Origin of the sequence: Paenibacillus sp. cl6col (assembly GCF_900102125.1) — a bacterium.
Lineage (GTDB): Bacteria > Bacillota > Bacilli > Paenibacillales > Paenibacillaceae > Paenibacillus_B > Paenibacillus_B suaedae.
Map to the genome: position 1 here is coordinate 292,102 of NZ_FNAZ01000006.1, position 16,716 is coordinate 308,817.

Sequence of the window (16,716 nt, forward strand, 5' to 3'; positions counted from 1 at the left end):
TCCAATAAAAGGGGGAGAAATACCTCTCTATATAAAAATGAGACAGGGCCAACTTCTTCCCCATGATTTCATGGTTCGCAGAGTCGGCCCTGACTATTTATTATTTGAATTGCGGAATTTCGATCGTCATCTCAAGGTTTTTCCAGTATGTTCGATCTCCAAAAGCGTTCTTATTGGTTCGTTTCATTTCAAAGTTCTTGTTGCTAATTGTATAGTTGTAAGGCTTGATTGTGATGGATTTCGATTTCATCCCTACTGGCGCATACCAATCGTTGAGGTGATACTCGGTTGTTGGCAGAACAGGTGTATAGATAAGTTTGGATGGTCTTAGTACACGTCCCTGATCATCCACAATCTCATAGTACATTCTACTTGCATGATAATCCCCCGTTTGTTCCGCAGAGGCCGGAACTGGACCCTTGCTGTCCAATACGATACGAGTGGAAACAGGTGAGATATCAAGCTGCTTAACTGTATACGAGAACTTGCCGTCCGACTTGGTTGCATTCGGTTTCAAAATCATGGCTCTGTTCTCAACCTTCACAGGAATTTTTAATTCATACGTTTCCTTAACCTGTGTCACTTTTGTCCGCACAGTCAGTTCAAATTCATCCGGTAAGGTTGCGACATGTCTAAATTCCAGCATATACATCGGCTTATCATCCATCATATAGCTGCTGAGTTGGCCAGAGGATTTGATAGGCTCACCGTTGATTAGAACTTCCGGGCTTCGAATATACCCTCTCTCCTGTTTCTCATCAGGAGTGCCGAAGGATTCCGCCATACTTTTGTTTGTCTCGTAGAATTTATTATAGAGCGCAACTCTTTCCTCATTCGAATAGCCTTCTACATATGGAGAAGCCAGATACTGAGGCAAATCTTTGCCCTCACGTTCTATGCGGAATGACAAGCGAGTACCGTCAAATAATACTTCAGTTACCTTTAACGTAATTCCATCATGCGTATCGCTAACGTTTGGCGTGGATATAATCCCGCGCTCAATCGCCTTCTGAACTGCGTCTTCGCTCGCCTCATAGAATAGCAGTCCGATTACCGGCACTTTCTTCAAAGCTTCCGCCATCGTTGGGGATACATATCCAACTCCGACCATTCCTACTCCGAGAATGACTGCGGCAGAAGCAGCGAATAAGGTTCTTTTTAGTATACTCGGCTTACGATGGAATGGTAATGAGCTTGTCCATTCCATTTGTTCGATTCGATCCATGATTTTATCGGTTCGAATGGGAGGCGGTGAGGATTGACGAATCATTTGTTCGATCCCGTCCATCTCAGCGTATTCCGTGCGCTGCATATGTCCCATGGGCCTTCTCTCCTTTTTCACTAATTCGATCCATTAATTTTGCACGTAATCTTTCATACTTCTTGCGCAGCGTTGCTGATTTCAGGCCCATAATTTCACTAATCTCTTCAAATGTATACTGCTCCACAGCCTTCAAGAGCAAAATATGCCTCTCTTCTGCAGTAAGATAGGTTAGGAGATCGCTTACTACCGTTTCATGCTGGGAAAAGGCAATCTCTTGTTGTTCTGTCTCCTTCTCCACCTGCTTAATCAAATTAAGCCAACGGCTCTTCTTCTTCTTCAAATTTATCAGATGATGATAGGCGACTTTATATAACCATGCAGAGAAAGAAACCTGCCTATTATATTGATGTAAATTCTCGTAGGCACGGATAAATATTTCCTGAACAGCATCTTCCGTTTCCGCATGATTTTTTAAAATATAGTAGCAGTATGTATACATTTGGCGTTCGAAATTGTGTAGGATCGTTCGGTAAGCTTGTTTATCACCAGCTTGTACTCGCGTAACGATTTCTTCAACATTAATAGGCTGCACTACTGACTCCCCGGGGCTGGTAGATTGCAAGTGCTCAACTCCTTTCTTGTTGTCTTATTATATATAACAATCTGAACCGTTCATTTTGTGACACGTTCAATGAAATTTTTTATTCTATTGCTCTGTAAAATAAGCGACCGTTTTATGTTAGCATAATACTACTGTGCATAGTAGATACAAATTCGAAGATGTGCGTAATAATCGCCTCAGACGACGACTTGTTACCGCATGGAAAAAGGGCAGCCCAGCCATGCCTACATGGTTCTGGAGCAACCCTTGTGTTGTATCTATTATCGATTGATCGGAATCGTAACTTGCAAATCCTTCAGATAGGTTCTCTTTCCTTCACTGCCCTTTTTCGCTCCGAAGATGCTCCAATCCTTGCTGTTTACCGTGTATGTATACGGCTTGATCGTAATAGATGTCGTCTTGTCGTCAATCGGATAGTAGAATTGATCAACATGGTATTTGGTTTCCGGTTTTTTATTAAAGAATCCGATCTCTTCTTGATTTATTTCCTTCCCTTTGTTATCCATAAGCTCATAGTAGACCTTGCTTGCATGGTATTTCCCAGATTGCTCGGCAGAAGCAGGCACTGGACCTTGACTGTCTAGAATGAGTCGGGTCGAGAATGGCGTCAGTTCGAGTTGCTTGACGGTATAGCTGAATTTCCCAGACGTTTTGGATGCTTCTGGCTTGATAACGAGCGGTTTGCTTTTCAACTCGATCGGAACCTTGAGCTCAAATGGTTCACTAACTTTTGTAACTTCAGCCCTAATGGTAAGCTCGAATTTCTCGGGCGCTTTGACTCCTTTTGCGACATAATAAAAATTATTCTGAGGACCAGAGAAACTGGCACTGTTCAATTTTATCGGCTCTCCATCAACTAATACCTTCGGGCTTAGAATGTAACCCTTTAGCTGATCCTGCTCAGGGACGGCATTTTTTTTGATAAATTCATTGTTCGGATTTTCTTTTAGATCCTCCATGCTGAAATATGGGGATACCGTACCGTCCAGATTTGCTCCTTCTCGCTTGACTAAGATGGATAATGTAGAACCGTCGTACTCCACTTCTTCCAGCTTCAAGGTAATCCCGTCATGCTTCACACTCAAATTAGGCTTGTACAGGTACCCCTGCTCGATAGCCGTCTTTTCATTGATGCCGTCTAGTTTCGGCGCTGCTGCTGCGGGCAAATTCGAACCGAGTGCCCCCGTCCCAAGCAGTGCTGCCACAGATATTGCGATTGCCGTTTTTTTGATTGACTTCATTTGTATCTGTCATCCCTTCTGTTGGAAATCATTTTTGTGTTATCGCTTGATTGGAATCGTGAGCTCCAAGCCTTTCAAATACGTTTTCTTATGAGTCATTTTCCCGTTGCTCCCCTTCTCCTCGAGGATAGCCCAGTTTTTGCTATTAATGGTATACGTATATGGCTTAATCGTGATGGAGGTCGCCTTGTCGTCCGTTGGATAGTAGAATTTATCAACATGGTACTTGGTTTCCGGCATTTTATGGAAGAATCCAATCATTTCAGGCCCTATCTCGTTGCCGTTGTTGTCGAATAACTCATAATAAACTGGACTTGCATGGTACTTCCCGGATTGCTCGGCTGAAGCAGGGGGCAAACCTTCGCTGTCCAGGATGAGCCGTGTAGAGAACGGCGATAGAATAATCTGCTTAACGGTATAGCTGAATTTTCCGGAAGTTTTGGATGCATTATTTGGCTTCACAACGAGCGGTTTGCTTTTCAACTTCACCGGCACTTTGAAATCATAAGTTTCCTTCACTTTCGTCACTCCGGCCTTAATCGAGAGCTCGAATTCGTCAGGGAGCTTCACCCCTTTTGCATAGTATTGATAGCTCTTATTTTCTCCAAAGGTCTCAGAGCTGCTTATGGTGATGGGTTTGCCATCGGCAAGCACCTCACACTCTGACTTGATGTAACCTTTGAGTTTCTCTTTCTCCGGGTTGATGGTAAAGGGAAAATCAAGATTCGCTCCTTCCGGACGCAATGCGAAGGATAATATCGTTCCATCGTAGCGAACATCGGTCAAAGTTAGGGTAATTCCATCATGCTTGACACTCAAATTAGGCTTGTATAGGTACCCCTGCTTGATAGCCGTCTTTTCATTGAAGCCATCTATCCTCAGTGCTGCTGTAGCTGGCATGCTGGAACTGAATGCTCCAATGCCAAGCAGTGCTGCAGTGGAAGTGACAATGATGGTTTTTTTGATCAAGCTGAACTTGTTTTTCGAATTAGGATTGCTCTCTACATGATTCATACGAATTCACCATTCCAATCTCTCTTGTTCTACTCTATATAACAATTTAAGTTGGCTCTTTTGTGACAGAAGGCATGATTATTTATAAGAACTGTGAAATCTGGCAACAAAAAAACGAGCCAGTTAGCTCGTTCTTTGTCCATATTCCTCTCTTAATAACCCGTAGAATGCCAAATCGTAATGCTGACCGAATCGATACACATGTTGTTTCAGTGTTCCCTCATAAGCGAGACCGATCTTCTCCATGATTCTCCACGATCCAGGATTAGAGGTGTATGCTTCAGCGAATATTTTATGAAGCCCTAGTTCTTCGAACCCATAAGATAGAATCGCTTGAGCTGCTTCGGTGCCATACCCTTTGCCCCAATAAGGCTTCCCAATCCAGTATGCTAATTCTCCTCGGTTATGCATTGCTGAGATGCTGATATTCATAATGCCGATTAAGTCTTCAGATGATTTCTCGCAGATTGCGAAAATAACCACCCTATCATTCTTCTCAGCTTCCAGCATGCTGTTGATAAATGGCTCGGCTGCACCGCTCGGATATGGATACGGAATATTCAACGTCGTCTTGGCGACGTCATAATCTCCAGCTAATTGTTCAATTCTCGCAGCATCGCTCAAATTCAGAGGTCTTAATGATAATCTATTCGTTTCAAGTTGTGGCATACTGATGTCCCCCATGTTCCTTCATGATTCATGATTTTAATAACAAGAAATTGTTCGAATTCTACCATATTGAACCGGAATATACTAGTCTCCACAAAAAAAACCATGGGGATATGAGTATCCTCATGGCAAATTGCATGGTCTGTGCTGCAAATAAACAGCGTTAGACAGCTCTACTAATTTCATTCCAATTAGACATGCTGAACAGCAAGTTTCTCTGCTTATATGAAAATAAGGATGTCGTCTCCCGGATCGCACTAGCTAAGGAGGTGGAAGTTGATTCGCTAAAGCGGGTACTCTCGCCCGCTTCCGTCATTACTTATGATAATGTGGTTCATTTGACAGCAATTGAAGGGAATAACGTTGTCCCAACTCTTTCCGCACCTCGATAGCCGAATCGAAAAATTCGCTCAGATGAGCCGAGGTCAGCTGAGCGGCTGTATTGCCTGATGAAAATACAGATCCCTGTTTAATAAGCAGCGTTTTGTTGAAGCAGGGCATGATCTCTTCAACATGATGCGTAACATAGATGAGTGTTGGCGCTTCAGGCTCGCGTGCAATTGCTTGAATCATGTGGAGCAGTTGATCACGCGCGAAGATATCGAGTCCCGTGCACGGTTCATCGAGGATCAGAAGCTTCGGGGAAGCCATTAACGCACGCCCGATGAGCACACGCTGCCGCTCGCCCTGGGATAATGTATCATAAGTGCGGCCTAGCAGTCGCTCGCAGCCGAGCAGCTTAATTAAGGTTAATGCCTTGTCCTCATCAGACTCTTCGATGTTATCGTATAGTCCGATTGAAGCGAACTTTCCGCTAAGAACGATCTTCTGAACTGTTTCGTGTCCATGGAGTCTCTGCTGCAGCGAGGTGCTTACCCAACCGATCTGCTTCCGCAATTCGCGAAGATCGAATGTGCCGAATTTCTTTCCGAGGACGGATACGCTGCCTGACGTCGGCCAGATATAGCCGTTAATCATATTCAGCAAGGTTGTCTTCCCCGAGCCATTAAGCCCGAGCAAGCACCAATGCTCTCCCTGCTTCACCTCCCAAGAGACCTGTTCCAGAATCATCTTGTTATCCCTATTCCAAGTTACATCGCGAACATCAATAACCATAACGTCTCTCCTCTCCCTTGTGTGTTCGGCAGTTATTTGCTGTTTCTGCGGCCGCCTTGCGGCTCCAGATTGGCAAGCGACAAGCGAACGGCGGTATCGGCGTCTCTATTCGCAATCGCCTGCAGCAGCTGATCATGCAGCTCCGACCGGTCTTCATAATGCTGCGTGTCGACGATGAGGTGGCTTAGTTCACCGCGAAGCGCGCTGCAGAAAGCACGGTACAGATCAATCAGCACAGGATTGTGGCTCGCCTCTGCAATCGAACAGTGGAATTCCACATCATAATCTACATAGGCAGCGTAATTGCCAACCTCCAGTGCCTTTTTTCGTTCTTCAAGAAGCTGCTTCATTCGCTCAAGATCCGTATCCGTGCGGCGCTCTGATGCCAAGCGTGCTGCCTGAGCATCCATCATGCTTCTCACTTCGGTAATGTGCACGGTCTCCGCTCTAAGCAGCCGCTGTTCCAACGAATCTGAATCAGAGGGGCGTGAACGAACATACGTCCCGTCCCCCTGTCGCACTTCCAGCACACCAGCATGCACCAGAATCTTGACTGCTTCGCGGATCGTCGAACGTCCTACGCCGAACATCTCCATCAGCTCCGGCTCAGTCGGCATACGATCGCCAGGACGATAGTGGTGGTTAAGCGCATCATGGAGTTGTTCTAGCACTTGATCCACCAGCTTGCGGCGAGGGACAGCAGTGAATTTAGGTGTATTCAAATTCATCAGATCATCTCCTGTTATAAAGGAGTATATTCCTTTTTTTACAAATGTCAATCCAATAGTTAGGTGTAACTCGAATCCTGCGTATGAAAAGCAAAAAACCGTGCATCGCACGGTTTTAGATAGTAAATTCGAATTTATGCATTCATATCCTGCATCGCAGGAATATTGATTTCTTTGACACAGGCTGCTTTGGATAGTCCGATTACGCATGTGACGAGTGATAAGATATCTTGCACTGGGATGCGGGTACTGTCATAGGCAGAGAGCGCCTTTTCTGCTCCCTCTTCATAAGGAATTTCAGCGGCGAGCTCGCCTGGATTAATGCAGGTAACGGCTATCTGATCTTGGCGAACATGCTCACGCAGCGCATTCGTTATTCCCCGCAGCCCGAACTTAGATGCAACGAACGAAACTTGTGAATTGTTCGTATGATCTAGCCCAGCCGTCGAACCAATGAAGATGATCTTGCCTGCTTCTGACTTGCGAATATTCGGAAGCAGCGACTGGATACACATTATTGTTGATGTAATGTTGACATGAATGATTCTAGCAATTTCCGCAGGATCATCATTGTCGAAACTGTAATCGTCTTCAAAACCGTCCTGTTCCCAAATGCCCACGTTGTATATGATTACATCAATCACATCCTCTGCAACTGCATTCGCTATACGAGAGGAAGCCTCATGCTGCGACAGATCAGCCTGAATCCAGATTCGCTTGACCCCATCTTTCAGATCTATGCTGGTTGGACGATTACGGGAGACAACCCACACTTGATCTCCTTGCTTGGGCAGACCTTTTACGAACGCATCACCTAGTCCCTTACTTGCACCGAAAATAATGTATTTTTTCATTATTCCATTCCCCTTTCAGGATTCGGATTATTTCGGATTAACCATCGGTTGTGAATCGGTTATTGCTACTCGCTGGGCGATTTGCGCTAACTGCTGAATTCCCTCTCGTATTTGGATCTCGTTCATAAGTGAGTAGCTTAGACGAATCCATGATTGCATGTCGTTCTGCGGATCACATATATGACCGGGGACAAAGGAAATGGATTGCTGGAAGCAGTTGTGTAAGAGTGCGCCACAGGAAATGTCGCTTGGCAGACGAAGCCATATGTTCAATCCGCCTTGCGGCGTTGTCCATCTCCAATCAATGGGGGCTGCCGATAGTTCCTCTTCCATTACGTCCCGTCTAATTTGCAGCGCGATCCGCAACTTCTCTAGGTGCTGCTGCATCCGTTCAGATTGATAATAATGAAGAAATATTTTTTGCGTGACGAGTGGTGTTCCGTTATCTGCAAGCGATTTGGCTGTAATCAGCGGATCGATCATCGATTTGCGAGCGAACACCGCGCATATGCGCAAACCAGGAGCAACGTACTTGCTGAAGCTTCGCAGATAGACAACCCATCCATAGGTATCGTACATGAATAAAGGCTGCGGCGGCCCCTCATCGAAATAAATATCATGAAATGCATCATCTTCCACAAGCATGCAACGATACCGCTCAGCCAATTCTACAAGCTGCTTGCGCTGGGACGGAGGAAGCGTATAACCCGTCGGATTATGGAACGTTGGGTTCATATAGAACATTCGTGGACGATGCTGCTTCATCAGCTTCTCTATCGCTTCCAAATCGTACCCCTCCGGCGTGAACTCCACCGGTATCAATCGGGCGCCATGCCCTCGGAAGATGTCAATCGCAGCGCTGTATGTTGGCCGCTCTACGAGAATGGCATCGAGCGGTCTAATTAGGATTCTGGCTAGGAGATCAATCGCCTGCTGTGCACCCGTTGTGATCAGAATTTCGTCAATAGTCAGATCGACTCGATATTGCCGCATGAAATATTGACACAGCACATCACGCAGTTCCTCATCCCCTTGCGGTGTGGAATAGCTTCCCATGAGCTTGGGGTACTTATCGAATACTTTCTTTACGTATTCGGACAGGAACAGATTAGGCAGTAAATTCGGATCGATTATAGCTTGAGAAAATTGATAGTTAGCCGCAACTCGGTGAATATCGGACAGATTGCTTGTTAACTGTATGGCTGTTGAGCTGTTCTTACTATTGAAATAATCCAGTTCAACTGCTGACTTCGATGGGCTTACGTAGTAGCCGGATTTCTCCTTGACATAGGCCACACCGTGCTGCTTCAACAATTTGTAGACTTTGAATACGGTCAATCGATTCACGCCGAGTTCAGCGGCAAGGGATCGCACCGAAGGGAGCTTATCATGAGCCCCCCACTCTCCTCGTTCAATATTCGTCAATATGTAATCGTATATTTGCTTGGATCGCATCGGCACGCCTCCTCTCCCATCTGAACTTATATTGTACTACACCCATCTTCAATCTGTTCTATTTGGAGCAATCTGTTCTAGTTAAGCACATGTACGACCATACCATAGGGAGTTACAGCAATCGTGATCCAGCCAGTAATGAACCAGGCATATCAGACATGAATCCTAAAAACCTTCAATAATTATTCCGAACCAATACCTAGTCATTCTACCTCAAATCTGGTGCAGTTCATGCCGTGAAGTTGATGCGATTAATCCGCATTCACTTGGGTTGTAGCCATAGGTTTTCCGGAAGAGAGAAGCAAAATGGCTGACATTATGATACCCAACCATCATTGCCGTCTGGCTTACATTGGCTTCCCCTCGTTCCAGCACTCGTCTTGCTTCATTCATGCGCAGTTCCCGTACGTAACCAAATACAGTAGTCCCGAATAATGTCTTGAAACCTAGCTTCAACTTATAATCATTAAGTCCTGTTAAGCGCGCAAGCCCAAGCAGGCTGGGCGGCTGCTTCCACGTTCTTGTCAAGATATCCTTCGCTTCATACAGACATTGAATGTCTTCGGCAGTCAGCTTGGAAGTGGTCTGTTGCACTGGCTCCTCTTCTTCCAAGGCAGCTAAATGAAGCGCCAGCAGCTCAAGCGCTTTTCCTTCCAAATATAGCTTTTGGAGCGCGCCTTGGTAAGGGCACTGCTTCATCTGTTCTACAAGCAATGAGATCTGGGCTGAGCCAGCCGTTTGCTTACAGAAGACGGAGCTGCGAGTCAATCGTTCAAGCTCAGGAAGATCGTTGTCGAAATACCTGAGATCAATCCGGAGCTCCATATGCTGCATCCGTTCATTAGGGTGCAGCTGCGCAATCATGTTGGCCTCTTTGACATAGATGAGCGAGGACATCCCCGGGATCATTGCATATTCTTGCGATGACGCTGACCAGCTGCCGCTGCCTGAAGTCGTATATGAAATTTCAAGATGAGGATAATGGATATCGACGTCCATCGTTACCGGACGATGAAATTCTGCGTTGAAGAAGTTGATTTCTAGCCCTTTTCTTAAGAGAAACCGCTGTAGTTGCCCTGTTCCGCTAGGTGTAGGAATGGAATAGATGCGCTTCTGGTCATTTGGCCGAAGTGAAGGAGTGATATCTATGAAATCTCTGAATGTATCACTTAAGTCGCGGGAATCGATGTGCAGTTTCAAGACCTTCTCCTCCACTCCATGTCTATATAAGTTTCTGTATGGTACATGAACAAAGCAATCCTGTGTCGGTATATTCCCATGAAACCTAGCAGGCTTAGTTGTGACGCTCCTGTTGTGCCGTCCCCCAATGTTAGTCCAAATCGAGCATATCCATGTATTTATCTCCATATTAAAGCAAATGATTATCATTATCAATGAATGAAAATAAAAAACTCTTTTTAACATTTCACTTATCTTCTTGCTGTTCTTGTTATTTTTAGATGCTTATTAGTCTACGGTTAGAGTCTTATTTTATTTCTCGATAGCTGAATTGCTAATGGTCGGCTTATTCAGTACAGCAACCATAGTAATGCTCAATATAAGAACGAGTACACCCATGATTGCAAATGGAACATGCTTATCCAGCCGATACAGCATCGTGCTTAGAATAGGTGCAATTACCGCAGAAATTCCTTGTACGGCCGCAATAAGTCCTGCAACCCCTCCCTGTTGTTCACTGGATACCGCAAGCGATGCGCCTGTCATGAAGCCGGGCATCAACAATCCAGCCCCTACTCCGAACAGGGAGAATGCGATATAGTAGCTGAGCAAGCTATTTATAAACAGGAACAGTGCGATACTGCATAGAAGGAGCAGCGATCCGACGAGCAGCAGCTGCTTGGGATGCAGCTTCGATGATTTCATTTGAATGCCCTGCGTCAAAATCATTGCGATTCCTGTCAGCATTAATCCCATGGATACCATGCGGGCTGTTTCTTGCGTAGTGAGTGCAAGCTGGTCTTGAAAATAGAAGCCGCCAACTACCTGCAGCGTAATGATACTGAGCATGGTAATCATCCCGGCTAGTAAGTTAAGGGGAATCCCTCTCTGGAACGGACTCACTTTGGGCGGCTTGGTGTGATTCAACTGCTTATGAGTAGGAATTAACATGAGCACGACAAAGAATGCGATAATCGGTAGTAATGCCCCAATGTACAGCGGCCATATCAGCCCAATAAATGCGAATACAGCAGCTATTGCAGGGCCGAGCACAAGGCCAAGCCCATTTGCTGCCCCTATAAGGGCCATGCCTGAAGAACGCCCCTTCTCATCGGTTACATCAGCCATATACGCCTGTGCGGATGAAGGTACAGCTGGAATGAACATGCCAACCATAGCTCGTGCAGCGATTAGAAGTCCAAGGAGCAGCCCCCCTTCTATTGCTCCATATAATCCGGCATACATCGTTGCAGTGAAAATGACATAACTGACGAACATTCCGATGAAGCCCATTAAGATAACCGGCTTTCTCCCTTTGAGATCACTGAGTCGTCCCCATACAGGAGCCATAACGGCCATGGCGACAGAGCCTAATGAAATGATGATGCCTGAATGCACCTCACTTAATCCCAATTCACGAATGAGCGGCGGCATGACCGGCGCAATGATCATTAACGCAACCATCGAGACAAATACACTGAAAAATACGCTAAATCGAATTCTAGCCATCTTAAATGGCCCTCCTCTCCCATACCTCTTCTTCGGATGATTCCCTCTAAATGGTATAAGAAAAAGGATTGATCCTGCTACCGCAAAACGGATTGATTATGCCGGTAAACGGATTTTCCTTGATCCAGAGAGAGAAATAGTTGCGGTTGAGGAAGCCAACAATATTTTTTGTTGCTCCTGATCAATATGTAGGTTCAGAACGAATTAACACAATTCGATATTGAATTGCTGATAGATTCTGACATGTTACTTAATTTAGTAGAGTAGGCAGCTTACCTTTACAAGAATATAGCAGAAGAAATGTGAACCATTGATCGAACTTGAAATCGATTCATATGAACAAAGCAAAGAATCGGCAGCTTCCACACCTTTACATGAAAAGTGTATTGCTGCCGATTCAATCGTGATGTTAATTATTTCTTCCTAATGATCGTGATTACGTAATTGCTACACCAGCACTTGCATATCCTGCAACCGTAGTACCCAGTGTCAAACCTGTTGTTGTAACCGAGAAGACCATTAACAAGCGAGTCTCTGTTGTTACAGGTATAGCTAGTCCAGTCGTTACTCCATGGGAGATTGCACCAATTGCTAGTATTCCAGTAAGAGCTGGTGCTAATGTAACGATAGCTCCTGGAATTGGAGTGAATGTGTTGTTCGGCGTAGTCGATTGCCACAATTGGGCCTGTATCGTTGCAGTTGCTCCAATTAGGCTAAGGGCTATTGTCGTACTAAAGTAAGCAGAAATAGACGTAATTATGCCATTACGTGGCATCGAGAATGCCATGTTCAGAAGCAAACCTGCCGCTCCTGTCAGATCAATTGTTGCACCTAATGCACTTACGGTCGGCGCAGAGTTACCAAATCCAATTAGTCCGCCTGTTCCTACCAATCCGCCTGCGAGCGTGGTCAATAGTACAGGTACACCGGAAGCAAATGGGATAATGGCTCCTGTACCAGGAGCTCCAGTTACGCCAGTTACGCCAGTAGCACCTGTAGCTCCAGTAGCGCCGATAGCACCTGTTGCACCTGTAACACCAGCAGCTCCAGTAGCGCCTGTTGCACCTGTAACACCAGCGGCTCCAGTAGCGCCTGTTGCACCTGTAACACCAGCAGCTCCAGTAGCGCCTGTTGCACCTGTAACACCAGCGGCTCCAGTAGCGCCTGTTGCACCTGTAACACCAGCAGCTCCAGTAGCGCCTGTTGCACCTGTAGTACCAGTAACGCCAGTACTAGGGCCGGTAGGGCCTGTCGGCCCTGTTGGACCTACAGATATCGGTGTAGACAAGATGCTATCTAGTTTATTCTGCAGAAGAAATTCTTTTTTGGTTAAGTCTTGAATTGTATTTCTTACACTTTGGTTTACAAGCAAAATGTCACTAATTGTAGCAGGTGGAGAAGTAACACCTGGTAAAGTACCTAAAGCAAACTGAATTTTTTCACCTTCAGCATTAATAATGTGGCTTAATCCGAGCTCTTCCAAAGCAATAGAAGATAACAATAAATTGATTGCATCGTCTCTAGTTACAGAAATAATAGGAGTAATGTTGGGGATATTAGATTGTGACAAATGAACCCCTCCCGCAAGTTGTATTTTCAATTACCCTATAATTATATGAACATATGAAAGAAATGATTGGGTAAAAAACGCAAGGTAAAGACATAAAGTATGTTCCGTTTCTACGCGTCATAACAAATGTGTACTCCTATGATGACGAGGGGAAACCAACATCGTGTTTGCATCCAATGAAACAACAAGAAGCTGGATACTACTCATTAATACACTTGCTTTCATCGTATGGACATGTATACAAATCTTTCTTCTTCCCATTGTTAACCGTGCCGAAGTAATCTGTTCTATTTGTAGTAATCTGTCCTATCCCATAGCGTGTATGATCAATCCAAAAGGAGGAGAAACCATGGTTATCTTCAATTATGTGCTCGTTTGTCTCATCTTCAGCACAACCTTCCTGGCGGTGAAAATTGGTGTGGACGCCTCTGCCCCGCCTTTCCTGTCAGGGGGGCTTCGATTTTTCATTGCTGGAATCCTATTGTTCAGTTGGATGCTATGGAGGAAGAAAGCAAGCCTGTCCTTGTTATTGCACAAAGATTCGCTCCTTACAGGGATAGGTCTTACATTCGGAACTTTTGCTGCTCTATATTGGGGAGAACAATTTGTTGCTTCGGGGATCGCAGCGATTCTGTCAGCTACAGCGCCTATTCTAGTACTTGTGCTGCAGATGATCTTCATGCGCCACAAACCCACCATTCACGCTTTACTAGGTTGTGTCATAGGATTCCTAGGAGTTGTTCTTATGCTAGTACCTGGGATCTCAGTATCGGCAAGTATATGGGTTATTGTCGGCAGCATCGTTATAATCTTAGGTCAATTGTTCTATGCAGGGGGTGCAATTTACTCCAAACGGGTTGCGAAGCGCTTTGCAACTACGTCACCATTTGCACTTAATGCGGTTCAGATGATATATGGAGGAGCTCTACTGCTTACTCTATCCGCCTTTACGGAGGATTGGAACTTTGGGAGTATACTAACTGAACGCGCACTTGGCTCATTGCTTTATTTAATTGTGATTGGTTCGATGATTGGGCATAGTCTGTTCTATTGGCTTGTCGCCAAGACGACGCCAATATTTGCTTCTACTTGGCTGTACGTATCTCCGATGCTCGCGCTTGTAGTTGGCGTACTGTTCTATGGGGAGAGGATCACATGGGTATCGGCTGTTGGCGCAGTAATCATTATTGTCGGTACAGCCTTTATCAATTACGACAGCTTGAAGCAATTGTTCCAGCGGCCTAAGAAAAGCCATACTGATCTCCAAGGAGTACAGTCTGGGTGAATCACAGCAATAAAATAAGCTCTCCCGAATGTGTTGCATCGAGAGAGCTCTTTCTCCATTTTCGTTCATATTCTCCAAAGAAAATGATACATTTTCGCAGAAAGCAAAGATCTATCATGTTATTTCGCCAAAACTTCCACAACAAACGTCTTCACAGCAATGAAATGACAAGCAGATTATACAGCACGAGTGGCATCCAAATGATTCGCTCCATACAGAGTTTATTTCTTGACCCAGGAATCCTTCAACAGTACGATCCGATGAAATTCGAGATGTGTGCCCTCCCTACCTTGCTCCCTGGCAAAATAACCATGTCTGATAAACTGGAATCGCTGTTCTGTTAGAGCTTGTGCTGCCCAAGGCTCCAACATAACGTTAGAGATACGAGTATGTGAGTCTCGGCAGATTCGGTCAGTCCAGATGATGTCGTTATCCTTCGGTACAGACTCTTCTAGCAAGAGGTTCTCGTACAAATGTACGACGGCCTCCACCGCATGAGCTGCTGACACCCAGTGAATGGTTCCCTTCACTTTCCTTCCAGTAAAGCCTGTGCCGCTCTTCGTGACCGGATCATAAGTGCATCGAAGTTCTGTAATTTCGTCGGTTGCTGGATCTTTGATAACTTCATCACACCGGATAAAATAAGCACCCTTCAATCGAACCTCGCCATTGGGACGTAGTCGGTGGAACTGGCCTGGTGGCTGCTCCAGAAAATCATCCCGCTCGATATAAATGGTTCTCGAAAAGGGAACATCCCGTTGGCCCAGCGGCTCATTATGAGGATTGTTCTCCAAGTGCAGCCATTCTACCTTATCCTCTGGATAGTTTGTTATGACAACCTTTAACGGGTGCAGTACTGCCATGATGCCGCATGTTCGGTCTTGAAGATCTTGTCTTGCGCAATGATCCAGCAGCGAGATATTCGCGGTGCTCTCGATCCGAATGCTGCCGATCTCTTCGATGAATGCGCGTATACTCTCTGACGTGTACCCTCTTCTACGAAGGCCCCGAATCGTTGGCAATCTTGGATCGTCCCAGCCCTCAACGAGTCTCTCCTCGACTAACTGACGCAAGTAACGCTTGCTTGTTACGACACCCGTAAGATTCAATCGTCCGAATTCGCGCTGCCTTGGAGGCTCTGGAACTTCGAGTTCGCGAAGAACCCACTCGTACAATGGACGATGGTCTTTGAATTCAATCGAGCATAACGAGTACGTGATGCCTTCGATGGAGTCTTGAATCGGATGTGCAAAATCATACATCGGGTATATACACCAGTTATCCTTTGTTCGATAGTGCGCAGCATGAATAATTCGATATTCATGTTCGGCGAGCTCATATCGATCTTGGCGCGAAGCACTTTAGATGCGGTAGGAAAGACTCCTTGTCTCATGTTGGTAAATAGCTCCAAGTTCTCTTCTATCGTGCGGCTGCGATAAGGGCTGTTTCGGCCAGGCTCTGTCAACGTCCCCCGATATTTCGCTACTTCGTCTGGCGTAAGATCGCAAACATAGGCCTTCCCTTTCTTAATCAAGGTCACAGCTGCTTGGTAAATTTGCTCCGAATAGTCCGATCCATAATAAATATAATCGGGGTCATATCCAAGCCATTTCATATCCTCAATGATGGAGTGAACGTAATGGATGTCCTCCTTCAGAGGATTCGTGTCGTCGAATCGCAGATGAAATGAGCCTCCATACTGCTTCGCAAGCATATAGCTTGTGTGAATGGCATAGGCGCTCCCAATGTGAAGATAGCCATTCGGCTCTGGGGGGAACCGCGTGCACATGCTTCGACTGAACGGCGAAGCTTCCTGTTCCTCATGTATGAGTCTGTATAAATAATGGTCAGTTGAATAGGCAGTATCTTGATTCATGGTGACGCCTCCTCATGAACTTGTGGGGTGAATCGAGTGTTAACACATATCTAAAAAACGCAATAAAAAAAACCTCACCTCCAAGACGTTAAGTCTTGGGGACGAAGTTATCGTGGTACCACCCCGGGTTCATTAATATGTCGCCATATTAATCTCATCAAGTACGGCATAAGAAGCATGCTTATACTCTAGCTCTGTAACGGGAGCTCCCGTCATGCCATCCCACGGTTGAACGGATCCGGCATGCTGCTCAGAGGCTTGGTTCGGGAAATGGCTCATTGCTCCTTCTCAGCTGCAGGAGCTCTCTGTATATGGGCATATTTCCTTACTCTTC

13 protein-coding genes, 1 pseudogene and 1 other annotated feature (1 of these 15 only partly in view) are annotated in these 16,716 nt (G+C 45.5%); of the genes and pseudogenes, 1 reads left to right on the plus strand and 13 read right to left on the minus strand.

All coding sequences use genetic code 11. The annotated features are described in order from the left end of the window. Positions 1-100: 100 nt before the first annotated feature. From BLS15_RS17515 to BLS15_RS17570, 12 genes are all read right to left on the minus strand, one after another. On the minus strand, positions 101-1,321 hold the full coding sequence (locus BLS15_RS17515; RefSeq protein ID WP_090513018.1) for a DUF4179 domain-containing protein: 1,221 nt from the start codon (positions 1,319-1,321) through the stop codon (positions 101-103). Continuing rightward, positions 1,290-1,886, minus strand: a complete 597-nt coding sequence (locus tag BLS15_RS17520) for an RNA polymerase sigma factor (protein WP_021255988.1) — start codon at positions 1,884-1,886, stop codon at positions 1,290-1,292. The genes BLS15_RS17515 and BLS15_RS17520 overlap by 32 nt, the downstream gene beginning before the upstream one ends. Positions 1,887-2,146: 260 nt before the next feature. Then, positions 2,147-3,127 (minus strand): DUF4179 domain-containing protein, encoded by a 981-nt coding sequence (locus BLS15_RS17525; protein WP_021255989.1) that lies wholly within the window; start codon positions 3,125-3,127, stop codon positions 2,147-2,149. Between the two features lie 39 nt (positions 3,128-3,166). After that, positions 3,167-4,141, minus strand: coding sequence for a DUF4179 domain-containing protein (locus tag BLS15_RS17530; RefSeq protein WP_021255990.1), 975 nt, complete (start codon positions 4,139-4,141; stop codon positions 3,167-3,169). A 123-nt stretch (positions 4,142-4,264) separates the two neighbouring features. Then, positions 4,265-4,810 (minus strand): GNAT family N-acetyltransferase, encoded by a 546-nt coding sequence (locus BLS15_RS17535; protein ID WP_021255991.1) that lies wholly within the window; start codon positions 4,808-4,810, stop codon positions 4,265-4,267. Positions 4,811-5,125: 315 nt separating this feature from the next. After that, on the minus strand, positions 5,126-5,926 hold the full coding sequence (locus BLS15_RS17540; RefSeq protein ID WP_021255992.1) for an ABC transporter ATP-binding protein: 801 nt from the start codon (positions 5,924-5,926) through the stop codon (positions 5,126-5,128). A 32-nt stretch (positions 5,927-5,958) separates the two neighbouring features. After that, a complete protein-coding gene (locus BLS15_RS17545; RefSeq protein WP_021255993.1) occupies positions 5,959-6,654 on the minus strand; it encodes a FadR/GntR family transcriptional regulator in 696 nt (231 codons plus the stop codon). A gap of 134 nt (positions 6,655-6,788) precedes the next feature. Continuing rightward, a complete protein-coding gene (locus BLS15_RS17550) occupies positions 6,789-7,508 on the minus strand; it encodes an SDR family NAD(P)-dependent oxidoreductase (protein ID WP_021255994.1) in 720 nt (239 codons plus the stop codon). 27 nt (positions 7,509-7,535) lie between these two features. Further along, the gene (locus BLS15_RS17555; protein ID WP_021255995.1) at positions 7,536-8,963 is read right to left on the minus strand and encodes an aminotransferase-like domain-containing protein; all 1,428 of its coding nucleotides are present in this window, start codon (positions 8,961-8,963) and stop codon (positions 7,536-7,538) included. Positions 8,964-9,176: 213 nt separating this feature from the next. Next, on the minus strand, positions 9,177-10,163 hold the full coding sequence (locus BLS15_RS17560) for a helix-turn-helix transcriptional regulator (RefSeq protein WP_021255996.1): 987 nt from the start codon (positions 10,161-10,163) through the stop codon (positions 9,177-9,179). A 291-nt stretch (positions 10,164-10,454) separates the two neighbouring features. Beyond that, on the minus strand, positions 10,455-11,651 hold the full coding sequence (locus BLS15_RS17565) for an MFS transporter (protein WP_021255997.1): 1,197 nt from the start codon (positions 11,649-11,651) through the stop codon (positions 10,455-10,457). Between the two features lie 436 nt (positions 11,652-12,087). Next, a complete protein-coding gene (locus tag BLS15_RS17570; RefSeq protein ID WP_090513021.1) occupies positions 12,088-13,221 on the minus strand; it encodes an exosporium glycoprotein BclB-related protein in 1,134 nt (377 codons plus the stop codon). A 349-nt stretch (positions 13,222-13,570) separates the two neighbouring features. Between BLS15_RS17570 and BLS15_RS17575 the strand changes: the two genes are divergently transcribed. Beyond that, positions 13,571-14,506 (plus strand): DMT family transporter, encoded by a 936-nt coding sequence (locus BLS15_RS17575; RefSeq protein ID WP_028532751.1) that lies wholly within the window; start codon positions 13,571-13,573, stop codon positions 14,504-14,506. A 221-nt stretch (positions 14,507-14,727) separates the two neighbouring features. Here BLS15_RS17575 and glnS read toward each other — a convergent pair. Next, positions 14,728-16,382, minus strand: a pseudogene (gene glnS / locus BLS15_RS17580) (glutamine--tRNA ligase). A gap of 94 nt (positions 16,383-16,476) precedes the next feature. Continuing rightward, positions 16,477-16,716 (minus strand) — a binding site (T-box leader) (it continues 16 nt past the right edge of the window).

Coding starts and splice junctions, on each gene's coding strand:
- BLS15_RS17530 (WP_021255990.1), bottom strand. CDS start 4,141: ATGAATCATGTAGAGAGCAATCCTAATTCGAAAAACAAGTTCAGCTTG.
- BLS15_RS17545 (WP_021255993.1), bottom strand. CDS start 6,654: ATGAATTTGAATACACCTAAATTCACTGCTGTCCCTCGCCGCAAGCTG.
- BLS15_RS17535 (WP_021255991.1), bottom strand. CDS start 4,810: ATGCCACAACTTGAAACGAATAGATTATCATTAAGACCTCTGAATTTG.
- BLS15_RS17565 (WP_021255997.1), bottom strand. CDS start 11,651: ATGGCTAGAATTCGATTTAGCGTATTTTTCAGTGTATTTGTCTCGATG.
- BLS15_RS17540 (WP_021255992.1), bottom strand. CDS start 5,926: ATGGTTATTGATGTTCGCGATGTAACTTGGAATAGGGATAACAAGATG.
- BLS15_RS17525 (WP_021255989.1), bottom strand. CDS start 3,127: ATGAAGTCAATCAAAAAAACGGCAATCGCAATATCTGTGGCAGCACTG.
- BLS15_RS17555 (WP_021255995.1), bottom strand. CDS start 8,963: ATGCGATCCAAGCAAATATACGATTACATATTGACGAATATTGAACGA.
- BLS15_RS17575 (WP_028532751.1), top strand. CDS start 13,571: ATGGTTATCTTCAATTATGTGCTCGTTTGTCTCATCTTCAGCACAACC.
- BLS15_RS17515 (WP_090513018.1), bottom strand. CDS start 1,321: ATGGGACATATGCAGCGCACGGAATACGCTGAGATGGACGGGATCGAA.
- BLS15_RS17550 (WP_021255994.1), bottom strand. CDS start 7,508: ATGAAAAAATACATTATTTTCGGTGCAAGTAAGGGACTAGGTGATGCG.